The sequence below is a fragment of the Meiothermus hypogaeus genome (assembly GCF_003574035.1).
GTDB lineage: Bacteria > Deinococcota > Deinococci > Deinococcales > Thermaceae > Meiothermus > Meiothermus hypogaeus.
In genome coordinates, this window is record NZ_QWKY01000005.1 from 1 (window position 1) to 15396 (window position 15396).

17 protein-coding genes are annotated in these 15396 nt (G+C 62.8%); 13 read left to right on the forward strand and 4 right to left on the reverse strand.

Annotation, left to right across the window (positions count from 1 at the left end; all coding sequences use genetic code 11):
* Positions 1 to 469: MFS transporter (locus Mhypo_RS02050; RefSeq protein ID WP_420845991.1), on the reverse strand; the 469-nt coding region annotated here is incomplete at its 3' end.
* Positions 470 to 543: 74 nt separating this feature from the next.
* On the opposite strand from Mhypo_RS02050, the gene Mhypo_RS02055 reads away from it, so the two are divergent.
* The 6 genes from Mhypo_RS02055 (at position 544) to Mhypo_RS02080 (ending at position 6328) form a co-directional block, all read left to right on the forward strand.
* Positions 544 to 1479, forward strand: a complete 936-nt coding sequence (locus Mhypo_RS02055; RefSeq protein WP_119339701.1) for a GGDEF domain-containing protein — start codon at positions 544 to 546, stop codon at positions 1477 to 1479.
* A gap of 341 nt (positions 1480 to 1820) precedes the next feature.
* Positions 1821 to 3989 carry a primosomal protein N' family DNA-binding protein gene (locus Mhypo_RS02060; protein ID WP_119339702.1) on the forward strand — a complete coding sequence of 723 codons (2169 nt, stop codon included), beginning with the start codon at positions 1821 to 1823 and terminating at the stop codon, positions 3987 to 3989.
* A gap of 32 nt (positions 3990 to 4021) precedes the next feature.
* Entirely contained in the window at positions 4022 to 4915 is an 894-nt protein-coding gene (locus Mhypo_RS17880) for a hypothetical protein (protein WP_147075418.1), read from the forward strand.
* A gap of 21 nt (positions 4916 to 4936) precedes the next feature.
* Positions 4937 to 5269, forward strand: a complete 333-nt coding sequence (locus Mhypo_RS02070) for a hypothetical protein (RefSeq protein WP_119339704.1) — start codon at positions 4937 to 4939, stop codon at positions 5267 to 5269.
* A gap of 118 nt (positions 5270 to 5387) precedes the next feature.
* Entirely contained in the window at positions 5388 to 5714 is a 327-nt protein-coding gene (locus Mhypo_RS02075) for a hypothetical protein (RefSeq protein WP_119339705.1), read from the forward strand.
* A gap of 17 nt (positions 5715 to 5731) precedes the next feature.
* Positions 5732 to 6328: a GNAT family N-acetyltransferase gene (locus Mhypo_RS02080; RefSeq protein ID WP_119339706.1), complete on the forward strand. Its 597-nt coding sequence runs from the start codon at positions 5732 to 5734 to the stop codon at positions 6326 to 6328.
* Positions 6329 to 6378: 50 nt separating this feature from the next.
* Here the strand turns inward: Mhypo_RS02080 and Mhypo_RS02085 are convergent, their stop codons facing one another.
* Positions 6379 to 7218 (reverse strand): DMT family transporter, encoded by an 840-nt coding sequence (locus tag Mhypo_RS02085; protein WP_119339707.1) that lies wholly within the window; start codon positions 7216 to 7218, stop codon positions 6379 to 6381.
* 17 nt (positions 7219 to 7235) lie between these two features.
* Positions 7236 to 9227: a tetratricopeptide repeat protein gene (locus tag Mhypo_RS02090; protein WP_119339708.1), complete on the reverse strand. Its 1992-nt coding sequence runs from the start codon at positions 9225 to 9227 to the stop codon at positions 7236 to 7238.
* A gap of 48 nt (positions 9228 to 9275) precedes the next feature.
* Here Mhypo_RS02090 and Mhypo_RS02095 point away from each other — a divergent pair, with 48 nt between their 5' ends.
* From Mhypo_RS02095 to Mhypo_RS02105, 3 genes are read left to right on the forward strand one after another with little or no spacing between them, the layout of a single operon-like run.
* A complete protein-coding gene (locus Mhypo_RS02095; RefSeq protein WP_119339709.1) occupies positions 9276 to 9569 on the forward strand; it encodes a hypothetical protein in 294 nt (97 codons plus the stop codon).
* 48 nt (positions 9570 to 9617) lie between these two features.
* Positions 9618 to 10688: a DNA replication/repair protein RecF gene (recF, locus tag Mhypo_RS02100; RefSeq protein ID WP_119339778.1), complete on the forward strand. Its 1071-nt coding sequence runs from the start codon at positions 9618 to 9620 to the stop codon at positions 10686 to 10688.
* A complete protein-coding gene (locus Mhypo_RS02105) occupies positions 10679 to 11068 on the forward strand; it encodes a hypothetical protein (RefSeq protein ID WP_240637078.1) in 390 nt (129 codons plus the stop codon). The genes recF and Mhypo_RS02105 overlap by 10 nt, the downstream gene beginning before the upstream one ends.
* A gap of 362 nt (positions 11069 to 11430) precedes the next feature.
* Here the strand turns inward: Mhypo_RS02105 and Mhypo_RS02110 are convergent, their stop codons facing one another.
* The gene (locus Mhypo_RS02110) at positions 11431 to 12183 is read right to left on the reverse strand and encodes a sulfite exporter TauE/SafE family protein (protein ID WP_240637079.1); all 753 of its coding nucleotides are present in this window, start codon (positions 12181 to 12183) and stop codon (positions 11431 to 11433) included.
* A gap of 68 nt (positions 12184 to 12251) precedes the next feature.
* Here Mhypo_RS02110 and Mhypo_RS02115 point away from each other — a divergent pair, with 68 nt between their 5' ends.
* From Mhypo_RS02115 to Mhypo_RS02130, 4 genes are all read left to right on the forward strand, one after another.
* Positions 12252 to 13052, forward strand: a complete 801-nt coding sequence (locus tag Mhypo_RS02115; protein ID WP_119339710.1) for a DciA family protein — start codon at positions 12252 to 12254, stop codon at positions 13050 to 13052.
* 88 nt (positions 13053 to 13140) lie between these two features.
* A complete protein-coding gene (locus Mhypo_RS02120) occupies positions 13141 to 14100 on the forward strand; it encodes a branched-chain amino acid transaminase (protein ID WP_119339711.1) in 960 nt (319 codons plus the stop codon).
* 76 nt (positions 14101 to 14176) lie between these two features.
* A complete protein-coding gene (locus tag Mhypo_RS02125) occupies positions 14177 to 14674 on the forward strand; it encodes a DUF402 domain-containing protein (protein ID WP_119339712.1) in 498 nt (165 codons plus the stop codon).
* Between the two features lie 375 nt (positions 14675 to 15049).
* Positions 15050 to 15268, forward strand: a complete 219-nt coding sequence (locus Mhypo_RS02130) for a hypothetical protein (RefSeq protein WP_119339713.1) — start codon at positions 15050 to 15052, stop codon at positions 15266 to 15268.
* The last annotated feature ends 128 nt before the right edge of the window (positions 15269 to 15396 follow it).

Consider the following 15396-nt stretch of genomic DNA (forward strand, 5'->3'; position numbering starts at 1 on the left):
GGCCCCCACCCAGCACATTCCCGGCCACCCATAAACCGGCCATCTGGGCGCGTTTGCGGGGGTACAGCCTGGGCAGGAGGGCCAGTGAGAGCCCGGGAACTGCCGCCGCAAAGGCCCCCTGGAGCGTGCGGCACAGCGTCCAGATTTCCAGGCTGGGCGCGAGCCCGGCCAGCACCCCGAACAAGCCCACCCCGAATAGCCCACCCCCTATCACCGTCCCTGCTGGCAGGCGGATGCGCGGCACCACCGGCGAGAGCAGCACCAGCACCAGAAAGGGCAGGCTGATGCCCAGGTGGGTGCTACCAGGGGCGGTGCCGAAGAGGCGCTCCAATCCGGGCAGCATGGGCACTACTGAGTACAGCGCCACGTAGATCAAAATGCCCGATGGAATTAAGGCCCAGGCCATGCTCAAAGCATACCGGTGGGTTGTGGCTTTGGCCCCCAGAAGGTGGTCTCGTGCCTGGCCCATAATGTAACGCTGTGAGGCGGGGGTTATGGGTATTTTGCCCGAGCCGGATTCAAAGGTCTACCTAAAATGAGCCCATGTCGCATTCGTCCGAGTCGATCTGGCCCTGGTTTTACCGATTGTATTGGAATACCGCTTTTGTGGGGGTGGCCCTGGCCCTGCTGCAACTGTGGCGGGGGCAATGGGCCCTCCAGGTCGTTTCGGTGGTCTATTTGCTGGCTACCCTGGCGGCCTTTCTGCTGGCCCGCCGCTACCCCAAAACCGCTCCGGTTTTGCACCTGGTGGCGGCCCTGGGGATGCTGGTATGGGTGGGCCAACAGCCCTGGGACGCCATTCTCCCGGGGTGGAACCAGCAGATGACGCTCTATGTCAGTGCAACCCTGGCCACCCTGGGCCTGACAGTGCTGGCCATGTTTGGTGGGCTATGGGCGATGGTTGCGGGCCTGGTCTTCCTGGCGACATTGCTGCCTTATCCAGAGGTGGGGCTGTACTGGGCGGTCTGGCCGCTGTGGACTTTGGCCGGACTGGTGGGGTTGGCGGTTTTTAAGGCGATACACAAACTCGAGGCCGCCCAGCAAGATTTGTCCAGGGTAATCTTACGAGACCGCCAGACCGGACTGAGCAACCGCCTGGCCCTCGAGGCCGACTACGAGCGCTACCAGGCCCTGGCCAGCCGCAGTGACCAGCCCCTGCTTTTTTCCTGCTGGCTTTTGGGGATCTCGGGGCAAAACCCTCGGCTATTGCAGGAGCTGGCCCAGGTGATGCGGGAGGCCATGCGCCAGGGGGATGGCTTGTACCGGGTGGGCGACGACCAATTCTGCGGCCTGCACATTGGCTTGGTCAGTGGGCACGAGCTGACCGAGCGGCTCAGCAAAAGGCTGCCCCAGGCCCGGGTGGTCTGGGTGGTGTGCAACGGCCTGACCCAGGAAGAAGCGCTGGCCCAGGCCCAGGACCTGCTCTACCGCAGCCCCCGGCAGCCAGCCCGGCACATATCGGCCATGCCCAAAGCGTAAGAGCCAAGGCCAATCGTCTATAACCGATGGTCTGTGGTCTGAAGTCCATATTGCGCCCTTCACAGACGTTGCCGCCCGCGAAAACGAGAATGCGTCTGCGCCCAGAAGCATGTTACGCACCCAAGCGTGGGCCGGGCCCGGCCCACGGGTGCTTGGGTTTCGAGTTTCCGGGCGGCAACTGTTCTGTCTGGGATAGAGGATTCTTGATTCTTGGGAGGCTCATTCTGTGTGAAGAGCGCTCTAAACTAGCTATGAACCCCAGGCGGTAGTCAACAAGCACCCAGATTGAAGAGGCCCCCATCGGTGCAACCTGTTCCGCCGCTTCAGGTAATCTGAGCGGGATGTGGCTTTTGAAGGTTGCCCTGCCCCTGCCCTTAGAGCCGATGTCGTACCTACCACCCCATGCCGACGGACGCACTGAGGTGCTGGGCTGCCGGGTGGTGGTGCCCTGGCGCGGCGAACTGCGGGTGGGGGTGGTGGTGGAGCTCGAGGAAGGGCAGCACAAGAGCTTTGCGTTGCGCGAAGCCATTGCCTACCTGGACGAGCGACCCTGGCTACGACCTGCCGAAATCGAATACCTGGCCCAGGCAGCCCGCGACAGCTTTTGTATGGTGGGCACACTGCTCAACGACCTGTTGCCGTTTCTCGAGCCCCCCCTGTTGCACCGCGTGAGGCTGTTGCCGGAAGCCGACCCGGCGGTGCTGCCCCGGGGCCTGGAGGCCCTGGCCCAAGGCTGGCAGGGAGCCCAGGGCTTTGACCCCAAGCTGTTGGATTATCTGCGCGAGGCCGGGGTTTTGCAGGAAGAAGTCTCGGAGTGGCACAGCCGACAGCAGGCCCTGGTGGTGTTGCAGGAGCCCTCGGAAAAACTGAGCGAGAAGGCCAAAGCGGCCTGGTATGCCCTGCGCGACCTGCGGCAGGTGGAGAGCATGGCTGCCCTGGCCCGGGCGGCAGGGGTGGGGGTGGGGGTGGTGAAGGGCCTGGTGGACAAGGGCTACATCGGCTTTGTGGAGGTAGAACCAGCCGCTGAAGCGGTGGTGACGCGCAGCCCCGAGCCCCTCGAGTTACCTGCCATTCCGGTGCGGTTGCAGGGGGGGCGGCTCCTGGAGCGCATCCGCGCGCTGCTCGCCTGGGTGCAGTCCGGCCCGGTTTTGCTGCTTTTTCCCGAGGTGGCCCTGCTCAGAAGATTCCAGCCCTATTTCCCCGAAGCGCTGGTTTTGCACGGCGAGATGAAAGCCGAGGAGCGCCGTCGGGTCTGGGGGCAGGCCAGCCAGGGGGCAAGATGGGTGCTGGCAACCTACCAGGGCTTGCTGCTGCCGCTTTCCTGGGAGCGCATGGTGGTTATCGAGGAGGCCGCCGAAGCCTACAAACTACCGGGGGGCTCGAGGGCTTTTGTGCCCCGCCTGGCCCGGCTGCGGGCCCAGGGGCTGGGGGTGCCCATCCACTACTGCTCCAGTGTCAACAGCGCCGAAGTCTGGGATGAACCGGCCCATCTGTTGCCCCCGCCCCAGCCGCGGCTTTACCTGCTGGATCTGCGCCGGGAGCGGGGCTGGCCCCTCTCGGGGGCGGCCATTGCCCTCTTGCAGCAGGTGCAGGAGAAAAACCGCCAGGCCGTTGTGCTCTCGGCCCGGCGGGGCTACAGCGCGGTGCTGCGTTGCAAACAGTGCGACTGGAAGGCCATGTGCCCCAATTGCGCGCTGCCGCTGCGCTACCACAAAAGCGGGCGGCTGGGCCTTTTGCAGTGCCACCAGTGCGGCCACGAGGAAAAAGCGCCCGACCTGTGCCCGAGTTGCCAGTCGGATATCTTCGACCCCAAGGGGCCGGGGGTGGAGTGGCTTCTGGAGGCCCTGGCCCAGCACCTCCCGGCCCTGCCCCGCTACCGCTACACCGCCGAGGCCAAAGACGATCTGCGCCCCCTGCTGGCGGGTGAACCTGGCGTGCTGGTAGGTACGACCGCCATTCTGCGGGGGCCGGTGCTGCCCGAGCTGGCCCTGGTGCTCTTACCCTATGCCGACGGGTTCATTCTCGAGTCCGACTTCCGGGCTGCCGAGCGCTACCACCGGCTCTTGTGGCAGCTCGCCGACCTGCACCCCCACCGCCGCCCTTTGCTGGCCTTGCAAACCTTCGAGCCCGCGCACCCCGCCCACCGGGCCCTAAAGGACGCCGACCCCCAGGGCTTTATGAACCTGGAGCTGGCCCTGCGCCACGCCTTGGGCTACCCCCCGGCCAGCCGGATGGTGAAGCTCGAGGTGGCCCACCCCAAGGAGCCTGTGGCCCGCGACGCCATCCTCCAACTTGCCGCAGCGCTCAAACCTAAAGCCGAGCCGGGCGAACTCCTGGGCCCGGCCCCGGCCCCCGTGGCCCGCCTGCGGGGCCAGTACGTGTTTCACTTGCTGCTTAAAAGCTCGGAAGCCCGCATCCAGGCCCTGATGGAGAACCTGCCTCACCTGCGCGGGGCGCGGCTTCGCATAGACCCCGACCCCCAGCGCTTTGTGGGGTTGCTCGAGGATTAGTTTTATCTGATCCCCTGCAAACGCTCGGTTGCATGCAAAATTCCAGTGTCAGAGAACTGGGATTTCCGAAATGCATTAAGAAGGTAATGTGTGTTGGACTGCAAAAAGTGGGGGGGCTACCCCTAAACTTATATCAACTACATAAAAACGCTTGCTTTTTGCATCATGCGTTCTCTTCCAAGGAGGTGTGTGATGACAAGAATTGCTCGTACTGCATCGGTTGGGCCAATGGTTTTGTTGCTGATTCCGCCGCCTGCTCAAGTACACCCAGGGTTGTTGAAACAGGTCAAGCGCCAGAGCCCATTCCCGCCGCCTACCGCGCCTTGATCGAGGCCCACCCGGACTTTCAAATGGTGGCGACGCTGGCCGAAAAGGAGGGCAAGAGGGTGGACTGGTCGAAGGCTACCCAGAGCACCGATCCAAGCGGCAGATGGGTGGCGCAAATCCCTTTGTGGTGGGATGAAAACACGCTCGAGCTGTTGGCGGTGACACTCAACCATCAGCAAGCGATCAGCCTTGTGTTGTCACGTGTTACATTCCAGGCACAGGGGGAACCTGTTCAAATAGCCTTTACAGAACTCACCACCGGTCTCGCGGTAGTAGGTTTGGTCTCGAGTGAATTTGGGCGTCCCGCCTTTCAAATGGTCAAATGGGGCGCCAGTAAAAACGCCCTTTCCATAAACAGCCTTTTAGCGGTTCAGGTGGATAGAACTGAAATGCCTTCTTTTCAGCAAGCCAATTGCGCCGAGATTGTTGCTCAACTCATTGCTGCCGGAGCAGCACTTGCTTTGGCAACTTATGGTTTGTCTGCTTGCAACCCTTTCACCTTCTGGACACCATGGTGCCTTGCTGCCCTGGCTGGATATGCTTTAGCGCTGAGTAATTACAACTACTGGGCTAACCAGGCAATCAGATACGGGTGCTAGTGTAGTTTGCAGGGGGTCTTTGTGAATGCAGTGCACCAACACTTCCTGGAGATATTCGGTAGGTGGGCCTACTTGCTTGGCGCATCGTTAATAGCGGGCAAGGCCATTGCTGGCGTGACTGCCGGGGTACTTGCGCTGAGCCGGTGGCTTTCGACCCCTGAGTTTATTTGGTTCTTGTTTGCGCTAGTCATGGGCCTTCAGGCGATCTTTGGGGTCAATCGTAAATTGATTGCCGCTCGGCCCGAGCTTACAAATTTCGTCTACTGGAGTTACTTTGGGTCAGGTCTGTTTTTTTTACTGCTCGCGGTCTTCTTCGCTTTTTTCCTAAAACCCTCCTACACATTTTTGCCTTAGCGTGAAACCTGTCCATCTTGGGTGGCGCAAATCCCTTTGTGGTGGGATGAAAACACGCTCGAGTTACTGATAATGATGCAGCCGGCTTAGAAAACAGACTTTTTTCTCGGAGGAGCCTATGACCCAAGAATCTCAAAAAGTGATTCCACCACACCTCCAGGTGCTGCTCATGATTGCCCGAGGGCTATACTTCACTGCGGGCAACCTGATGTTTGTTGCCGAGTTTCTCCAATGGAGAACAAAAGGCTATTCCTGGCCAGAACCTTCGGCCTGGTTTGCCGTGCTGGGCCTAATTCTCATGCTCCAGGCGTTTTTTGGCTTGACCCATAAATGGCTTCATACCCTCATGCGGGTGCGGCCTGTGCTGGTCTCCTATACTTTGTGGAGCATGGTTGTGACAGGAGCGGGGTTCTTGGTGGTTGCCTTTTTCTTGGCAATTACCTAGCCGGGTAGGATGGGCGCATGGCGTTTACCATTCGCCCCTATGCGCCCCCCGACCTGCCCCACCTCTACCGCGTCTGCCTGCTCACCGGCGATAGCGGGGCCGATGCCAGCGGGCTATACCGTGACCCCGACCTGCTGGGTCATTTTTACGCCGCGCCCTATGCGGTGCACGAACCCGACCTGACCTTTGTGCTCACCGACGAGGAAGGGGTGTGCGGCTATGTGCTGGGCTGCCGCGATTCGCTTCAGTTTGCCGCCTGGATGGAAGCCGAATGGCTGCCGCCACTGCGGCGCAGATACCCCCTGCCGCCCGAAGGGGATACCTCCAAAGATGCCGCCATGATTCGACTGATTCACAAAGGTTACATTCCCTCGAGCCTCACGCCTGAATACCCCGCCCACCTGCACATTGACCTGTTGCCCAGGGCCCAGGGCCAGGGCCAGGGCCGCAGGCTGATGGAGGTGTTCCTCAGCCGCCTGCGCGAGCTGGGTGTGCCGGGCGTGCACCTGGGGGTGGGACAGCGCAACGTGGGCGCGGTGGCCTTTTACGAGCGCATGGGGTTTGTGCGCTTGCAGACCTTTCCCTGGGGCTACGAGTACGGTCTGAAGCTGTAATGGGGGGGCCAGGGGCTATGCGGGGAGACGGTCTGTAAAGACCCCCGTCTTCAGCCCGAGGCAATCAGGGTAATGGCCACCAGCGAAAGCAGCACCCCCACGGTCTGGCCCCGGCTCAGGTGCTCGCGCAGCAAGCCCCAGGCCAGCAGGGCGGTAAAAGCCGGGTAGAGCGAGGAAATGACGGCGGCCACGTCCAGCCGGCCCGTCTGGGCCGCCACCAAAAAGAGCACGTTGCCCCCGGCATCCAGCAGCCCGGCCAGGCCCACCAAACCCAGGCTGGCGAAGAGCCTGGCTTCCCGGCGCAGCAAGCCCAGCCACGCCACCAGACCAAGCATCAGGAGGGTGGCGGTGAGCTTGGCCAGGGCCGAGGGCCAGAACAGGCCCTCCACCTGGTGAATCAGGGCGAAATAGCCCCCAAAGCCCAGCCCGGCCAGAAACGCATAAACCAGGCCCTGCGCAGGGCCCGCGCCGCCTTCCGGGCGGGCGGCCAGCCAAACGCCCAGAAGCCCTACTCCAAAGCCCAACAGTTGCAACGGGGTGGGGAGGCCCTCGAGCACAAACCCCACCAGGGCGGCTAGCCCGGCCCCCACCACCCCGGCAATGGGCGCCGCCAACCCCATCTGCCCGGCCTCGAAGGCCCGGTACAAAAATACCAGCCCCACACAGCCCGCCAACCCGGCGGCCACGCTCCAGGGGAGATCCTGGGGCTGAAAGGCTTCACCGCGCAAGAGGGCCAGCAGAGCGAACAGCAAGAGCCCGGTGGTGTGTACCAGCAGGGCAATCAGGTAGGGGTTGAGCCTGCGGGAGGCCACCCCGCCGCCAAAATCGCCCGCCCCCCAGGAGATGGCCGAGAGTAAGGCAAAGAAAACCGCCGTCAGTTCTGCGCTCATATCCGCTGGATGGATTTCTAACGCTCGGTGCCCTGGAGCCAGCCAACAAAGCTGTTTACCACGTCGTTATCGCCGATCAGCTCGGGCTGGCGCACCACCGCCTCCAGGAAAGCCCGCACCAGGGCTTCGTCGGCTTTTTCCAGAAGTTCGGCAATGCTCTGGCCGTTGTAGGGGCCGCCGGTCAGTTTGCGGCTCAGGCTGGGGATTTGCCGGGCCCGGGGGGCCGCCGCCTGCAAGGCTACCTGCACCTGCTGAATGGCCAGGGCCTCGCCCTGGGGGGAGAGCATCTGGGCACTACTTAGCAAAGGGGCGTTGTCCAGGTTGCGCAGCTCCACCCCCGCCGTGTAGAGCTGGCGGGCCAGGCTGGGCTTAAGGGCGGTAAGCGAAAGGCGGGTGCTGGCCGCACCGTAGAGCACCTCGAGGGTGTAGGTGCCCTCGGCAGGCAGCCGCACTGCCGCCCCGGTCAAAACCAGGCCGGTGGTCAGGGGTTGCACCGCAACGGCTTTACTGGCGCTTTGCAGCACCTGGCCCTGGGCATCCAGTAAGCGGGTGACCAGGGTGCCCGAGGCCAGGTAGGGAACCCCCTCGATGTTGACCTGAGGAAAGACGGCCTCGCCCGCCGTGAAGGGACGGGCCTCGAGGTCATCCGCCCGCAGCATCAGGCGTTGCAGCGATACGCTGGTTTTAGCCCCGACCATCTGCCGGATGGCGCGGTGGGCCCAAGCAGCCAGGGGGCTTCTGGGGTGGTTTTGCAAGAAGCTCTGGTAGTGCTCCAGGGCCTGCTCCCAGAGGCCAGCCCGCTCGGCCAGGTAGCCCTGCCAGAAGGCCAGCTGGGGCGCGCTGGCCTCCTGCAAGTCCTTCAGGGCAGCCTTGAACTCCTCCCCTTCGTCTACCCGCAGGGCCAGGTTGTAGGCCTCGCGGGCGCCCAGGAAGTCGCCATACAAAGCCCGCACCAGCCCCAGGTTGTAGGCCGGCACGGCGTACTCCTCGCGGGCTCGGGCCTCGAGCTTCAGCGAGCGTTGCGAAGCTCGGATGGAGCGGGCATAGTCGCCCAGCAGGTAGTAGGCCCAGCCCAGGTTGGTCCAGTAGAGGTTTTTCTCTGGCAGGAGTGCGGCGGCGCGCTCGAGGGCCTCTTTAGCCAGCGCGGGGTTATTTTCGTCGAAAGCCACAAAACTCAGCTCTTCCCAGGCCAGCGGCATCTCGGGGGCCAGCACGGTCAGTTGGCGGGCCACCGCGCCCCACTGCTTATCCTCCAGGCCCCGAAACAGCAGCAGGGCCGTGAGCCGCTCATACACTTTTCCTTCGGCCAGCTTGCGGGCCGCATTCAGCGCCTCGGTGCGGCGGCGCTCGGAGAAATCCACCAGAGCCTGGTAGGCCAGCGGCCGCCTGTTCTGCCGCACCTGGCTCCAAAAATCTTGCAGCTCCCTGGGTAGTTGTTCGGTGATCAAAAGTGAGGCCACCCCGTTGTCGCGCAGGGCCACGGCGGCCCGGTAGTAGGGGAGGGGGAGGGGGGTGTTCTGTACCGTCAGGTCGCCCTGGGCCAGCCGGGCCAGTTCGTCGTTGCGGGCGGTCTCGAGCCGCCAGGCTCCCGGACTGACCCCGGTCTGGCGCGCTGCCCAGTACAGCACCAGCTCCGGCCGGCTGAAGCGGGCGCTGCGAATGCCCCCTGCATCGGCCAGAAAGACCCGTAGCCAGCCCTGAGGGTCTACCTGCCCCACCAGAACCCAGCTCGCCCCGCTAATCTCCCAGGCCAGCCGCGCCCCGCCAGCAGTGAAAAGCGAACCCGCTGCCAGGTCGTAGCTGCCCTGCCAGGGCATGTCCGGCAGCAGGATGGCGGCCAGCGAAGGCGGGGCCACCCCCAGCCCTCCGGCCACCGCCTGCGCCAGGGCATGGCCGCTTGGCCCCGCGAAGGGCAGCACCAAGCCCTGTTGTACCGGCGCGGCCTGACCTGATCCCTGGCCCCAGGCCAGGGCCAACCAAAGCAGCAACACCCAGAACCCGCGTGTCATGCCGTCATCTTACCGGGATGGAGTACCGGCTCGAGCTACACTGCGGCAATGAAGCCTTGGCTGCGACATGGACTGGTGTTGTTTATCATTGCCCTCCTGAGCCTCAGCCCCCTGCTGCTAGCGCTGCTGGCCGGAGCCTTTGCAAATGCCAATGGCTGTACCCTGCACGAAGGGAATGTCCACCCCTGCGTGGTAGGGGGGCGGGATTACGGCGAAACCCTTTACACCATGGTTGTGCTGGGTTGGATGTCGCTCGTAACCATGCCCCTGGGGATGGGGGCTGGAGGCGTGTATCTGCTGGTGGTATTGTTCCGCCGAGCCTCGAACGGAACCCGCAAATGAGCCGCCGGGCCTTGAGCCTTGAGCCTTCTGCCTTTAGCCTTGTGTTTGGTGCGTCTGTTGCGCTTACGACAAAAAAACTTTCGCAACCTCTCCACCCCGCTCTTTGCGCCGGGGGCGGGTCTGACCACCATTGTGGGCGGCAACGCCCAGGGCAAGACTAACCTGCTCGAGGCCATCGAGCTGGTGCTGGGCGGGGAACTGCGCAACGGCACAACTGAGCGCATTGCCTTCGGCCAGAGCGAAGCCTGGCTCTATGCCGAGGTCGAGACCCAGTTTGGCAACAGCCGCCTGGAAGTAAAGCTCAGCCGCGAGGGCCGCGAACACAAGCTCAACGAAGCCCCGGCCTCGCTGCGCGAGCTTTCGCAACTGCCGGGCGCGGTGCTCCTGGGCCCCGACGACCTGGAGCTGGTGCTGGGGCCTCCAGAAGAACGCCGCCGGTTTCTGGATGTGCTGCTCTCGCGTTTCTCGGCCCGCTACCGCGCCATGCTGGGTCAGTACAGCCGGGCTTTGCAGCAGCGCAACGCGGTTCTGAAAAGCAGCTTTCGCCCTGCTTCCAGGGGGGGTGAGAGGGAGAGGCCTGGCTCCATCCAATCTTCCATTGGCATCTGGAACCAGGAGCTGGTCAAGTACGGCAGCGAAATCCTGAGCCTGCGCCGCCGGATGCTCGCCAAGCTGACCCCCCTGGCCCGCGAAGCCTACCGCGAGCTGGCCCCGGGCGAACTGGGCCTGGAGCTGTGCGAGACCACCGACCCCGAGCGCTTCCTTCAGGCCCTGGAAGACAACCTACCCGACGACCTGCAGCGCGGTGCCACCAGTGTGGGGCCCCACCGCGACGACCTGACCCTGCTGCTCTCGGGCCGCGAGGCCGCCCGGTTTGGCAGCCGGGGGGAGTGCCGCAGCATTGCCCTGGCCCTGCGCCTGGCCGAACACCGCCTGCTCTGGTCTCACTACGAAGAGGCCCCACTTTTGCTGGTAGATGAATGGAACACCGAGCTGGACGCCCGCCGCCGGGGGGCCTTGCTGGCCTATGCACAGAGCCTGCCCCAGGCCATTCTGGCAGGCCTGGAAACCCCGGGTGAGGGGGCCGTGATGGAGATTGAAGCGGGGGTGTGGCGCTGAAAATGTCCAGGGAGAAGCCGGTGAACCCCGATGCCATCCGCGAGGCCCAGCGCGGGCTGGCCTGGGCGTTCTTGCTCTCGCTGGTTATTCTGGCCGGGATTGTGGCCCTGCTGGCGGGCTTTACCCTGGTGCGTTTGCTGCCCTACGCGGGCCTGCTGGCGACCTCGAGCGAACTCGTCACCCTGCCCTCAGGGGAGCAAATACATCCCTCCTGGTTTCGGATAAACATCATGGCTTTTGCTGTTTCGCTCGGGCTTTTTGTGGCCTCGCTGTGGGGTTTGCTCTGGCTGCGGCGGTGGGCCAGGGTTCCGCTGGCCGAAGCCCAGCCCCATCCGAAGCGGGCGCAAAGAAAACCGTCCAAAAAGAAGCGCAAACGTTGAAGGTGGTGCGGGTTGCTTGCGCAAGGATGGCCGAGAGCCCAAAGCCCAGGGTCGAAGGAAAAAAGCAAGCAGCCTCGAGGGGCTTTGCCCGGCACGGATTTCCTTCGCGAATTCCGAAGCACCCTCATACCGGATTCAAAAAGACAGTTCATAAAAGCAAAAACCCCATAGGTTGTTTTTTTGAATCCTAGAGCACTCCCCTCCCTTGAGTACCGGCGCTAGCCGGGGGCCGATGGCCCTTCACTGTCGGTCGGCGAAAAAAAGCGTCTCCCTTCCAAGGGGCGGCATCGCCCTCCGCTACGCGGATAACTTCGGCCCTTTTGATTCGTTACGGTTCGGTAACGAATCAAGCGAATCAGGTCTCAGACCAGCAGCAATCGAAGCCCGCCCAGCAAGGCCAGCGTGAGGGCCATCGACTCGAAAGTGCTCTGCGGGAGGTAGTCTAGGAGGCGTCGGCCTGCCCAGGCCCCCAGCCCCACGGCGGGCACCAGCCACAGGTTGAACGCCAGCGACTCCCAGGTGATGAGGCCCAGCCCCACCGCAAAGGGCACCTTGAACAGGTTGACCACCAGGAAGTACCAGGCAATGCTGCCCACCACCTCGAGCTTCCCCATGCGCATGGCCAGCATGTAGATGAGCACAAAAGGGCCTGCCGCATTGGCCACCATAGTAGTAAAACCGGCGGCCATGCCCATGCTGGGGGCAAAAGCCGGATGCCTGGAGATGTTCACATCACTCAGATGCCGGGCCTTGCGGTAAAGCTGATACAGGGTCATGCCCACGATAATCGCGCCGATCACCCGCTGCACCTGTGCGTCGTTGCTGAAGTAGAGCATGAGCGCGCCCAGGCCAATCCCCACGGCAGTCCAGGGAAAAATGTGCAGAAGCTCTTGCCAGCGCACGTTCTGGCGGAGCATGCGCACCGCAATGAAGTCGGCGCAAATCAGCACCGGCAACAGAGCACCCGTGGCCTCGCGGGCCGGAATGATGCTGGCGAATAAGACCACCGCAATCGTTACAGCGCCCGACAGCCCGGTTTTGGAAGCGCCCACCAGCCAGGCTGCCAAAAAGGCCACGGCCCAGGAGGGGGGGCTTAGCTCCATGGCCGCTACCATACCCTAATCCAGCCCATGGGTGCGCCAGGCTGTAGCCAAGTCCGGGTTTTTTGTCTAGCCTGTAGGGGATGTCCAGGGCCAGACCCTCTGCCGAGATTGTGGCCAAAATTCTGCGCCAGAAAGGGCTGAGCGCGGGGGTTCAGCGGGGCCAGGTACTGGCGCTCTGGCCCGAGATTGCCGGGCCTGCCCTGAGCGAGCTAACCGAGGCCGACCGCCTGGAAGACGGGGTGCTGTTTGTGCGGGTGGCCGACTCGGTGGTGGCGCACCAACTGACCTACCTGCGTGAGGAGTTCCTCAAGCGCTACCAGGAAAAGCTTCCCGGATTGGTGCAGGAGCTGCGGTTCTTGGTAGGCGCAGAGAAAAAGAGTAAACCCAAGAGCAAACCGGTGGCCCTGCCAAAACTGAGCCCCGAGGAAGAAGCTCGCCTGCGAAAGCTAACCGAGCACTCCCCCCAAGACCTTCAGGGGGTAATCCTCCGGGCCGGCAGGGCGGTCTTGCAGAAGCAAAAAGAGAACCCCCACCCACCCTGCCCCATCTGCGGCGCACCCAGCCCGGAGCATCCCTGCAAACCCTGCCAGAAGCTCCTGAGCGAACCGGCCGTACAGCGCGAGGCGGGGCGGCTAACCCGCTTTCCGTTCAAGACCCGCCTCGAGGGCGATCCGCTCGAGGCTGCCCGCTACCTGGCCCGGCAGAAGCTCGAGGCCCAGCTCCGGGAGCTTTTGCCCCAGGTCATCCAGCAGCCTGAGCTGATGCCCATCCTGCAAGACACCGCAAGGCGCTACTTGCAGCTTTGTGCCGGCGAAAAAGAGGTTCGGGGCCACCGCCATCTGCTGCCCGAGACCCTGCGCTCTCTGCTCAAAGAGGTATGATTGTAGCACCCGCGGCCCCTTTCTGCTGTAGCATCCGGGGCCCCTATAAGCGTGTAAACCCAGACGCGGTACCCACTCTGGAGGATTTATGTCAACCGAAACCAAACCCAAAAGCGTTGGCGGCGATAGCAAAATGAAGGCGGGCCTGATCTGGTTCAATGGGCAGCTGGTGCCCCAGGAAGAGGCCAGGGTTTCGGTGCTCACCCACGCGCTGCACTACGGCACCAGCATTTTCGAGGGCATCCGGGCCTACGAGACCCCCAAAGGCCCCGCCATCTTCCGCCTGCACGAACACACCGAGCGCTTCTTCCATAGCGCCAAGGTCATGATGTTCGAGATGCCCTACACCCCCGAGCAGATTAACCAGGCCATTCAGGAGGTCATCCGGGCCAACGGCTACAAAAGCTGCTACATCCGCCCCCTGGCCTGGATGGGAGCCAACACCCTGGGCGTGAATCCCCTGCCCAACAACCCCGCCGAGGTGATGATTGCCGCCTGGGAATGGGGCACCTACCTGGGCGACGAGGCCGTGCGCAAGGGGGCCCGGCTCATCACCTCCTCCTGGGCCCGTTTCCCCGCCAACGTGATGCCGGGCAAGGCCAAGGTGGGGGGCAACTACGTCAACAGCGCCCTGGCTCGTGTGGAAGCCCAGCAGGCCGGGGCCGACGAAGCCCTGCTCCTCGACAAGGAAGGCTTTGTGGCCGAGGGTTCGGGCGAGAACATTTTCTTCCTGCGGGGAAATACCCTCTACGTGATCGAGCACTCGGTCAACCTGATGGGCATCACCCGCGACTCCGTCATCACCATTGCCCGCGACCTGGGCTACGAGGTACGCGAGGTGCGGGCCACCCGCGACCAGCTCTACATGGCCGACGAAATGTTCATGGTCGGCACCGCCGCTGAAGTTACGCCCATCTCCTACCTCGACCACCGGGCCATTGGCACCGGCAAGGCCGGCGAGCACACCATGAAGCTCCGGGCCGCCTACATGGACGTGGTGCAGGGCAAAAACCCCAAATACGAGGCCTGGCTGACCTACGTGAAGTAGCAGGCGAGTTGAGGCGCGTTTCCTACGGGAAAGTGGGCTTTGGGGTAGTTGTCCTTATTACACCGTAAACTGAAACATGTACCTCAAGGTGGAGTTCCACCATCTGGTCGCCAAGGCCCACACGGTTAAAGCGGGAACCTTTCCGGTGGTGTTATACCACGAGCACGAACATGGCCTTTACGTGGAGCGGGCCTTTGTAGGGCACCCCAGCTACCGTTACTGGAAGGCCCATATTCTGCCTGCCCAGCACCTGCAAGTGTGCCAGTACTTTACCCACCAAGAACCCTATCCTTTTGAGTTTTACATAGACATCGTGCAGGTCGAGCGGGAGGGGCATGTCCTGATGGTCAAGGACCTGTACCTTGATCTGGGCATTGCCCATAGTGGCACCCTTACCCTGATGGACACCCAAGAACTGTTCGAGGCGGTCGGTGCGGGCCTCATCGGCCTGGAAGAAGCCTTCCTGGCCACCCGAACCCTGCACGACCTGATCAACCGCCTGGGGCAGCACGAAAACAACCTGGAGCGCACCTTGCAAGCCCAGGGCATTGTGCTGCAATGGGACTGGAAATAGTCCTCCACATGATACCAGATTCGGTTAGTTCGTCACCAAAGGGTGACGAACTAACCCGACCGAAGTTATCCGCGTAGCGGAGGGCGATACCGCCCCTTGGAAGTTATCCGCGTAGCGGAGGGCGATACCGCCCCTTGGAAGTTATCCGCGTAGCGGAGGGCGATACCGCCCCTTGGAAGGGAGACGCTTTCTTCGCCGACCGACAGTGAAGGGCCATCGGCTCCCGGCTAGCGCCGGTACTCAAGGGAGGGGTGTGCTCTAGGATTCAAAAAGACAGCCTATGGGGTTTTTGGTTTTGTAAACTGTCTTTTTGAATCCGGTATGAGAAGGCGTTGGTGCCCCTAGGCGGGTTCCCGATCCCCTACAATTTAGGCCATGACCCCTTTTCGTAAGTGGCAGATCTTTGCACCCCTGGGCCTTACCCTGATTGGAGCCGGCATCTCCCTGACCGATCACGCCAGCTACCTCAAAGCACAGGGAGAGCCCTGGTTCTGGCTGGGCACCCTGGGGCTGGTGGTGCTGAACTCGGGCGTGGCCTTGATGGCCGATGCGGTGAAGAACCGGGTGCTGTTTGAAATAAGTCAGTGCAAGTAGACCATCAGGGGGTAAGCTTGAATGCCGATAGCCGAAAGCTTGAACAGAGCGGACAGTCAAGAGCCGATGGTCGAAAGGGTCGAAAGCCGATCACAATAAAACCTATTGTGCGCAGGCCAAAGCTCGAC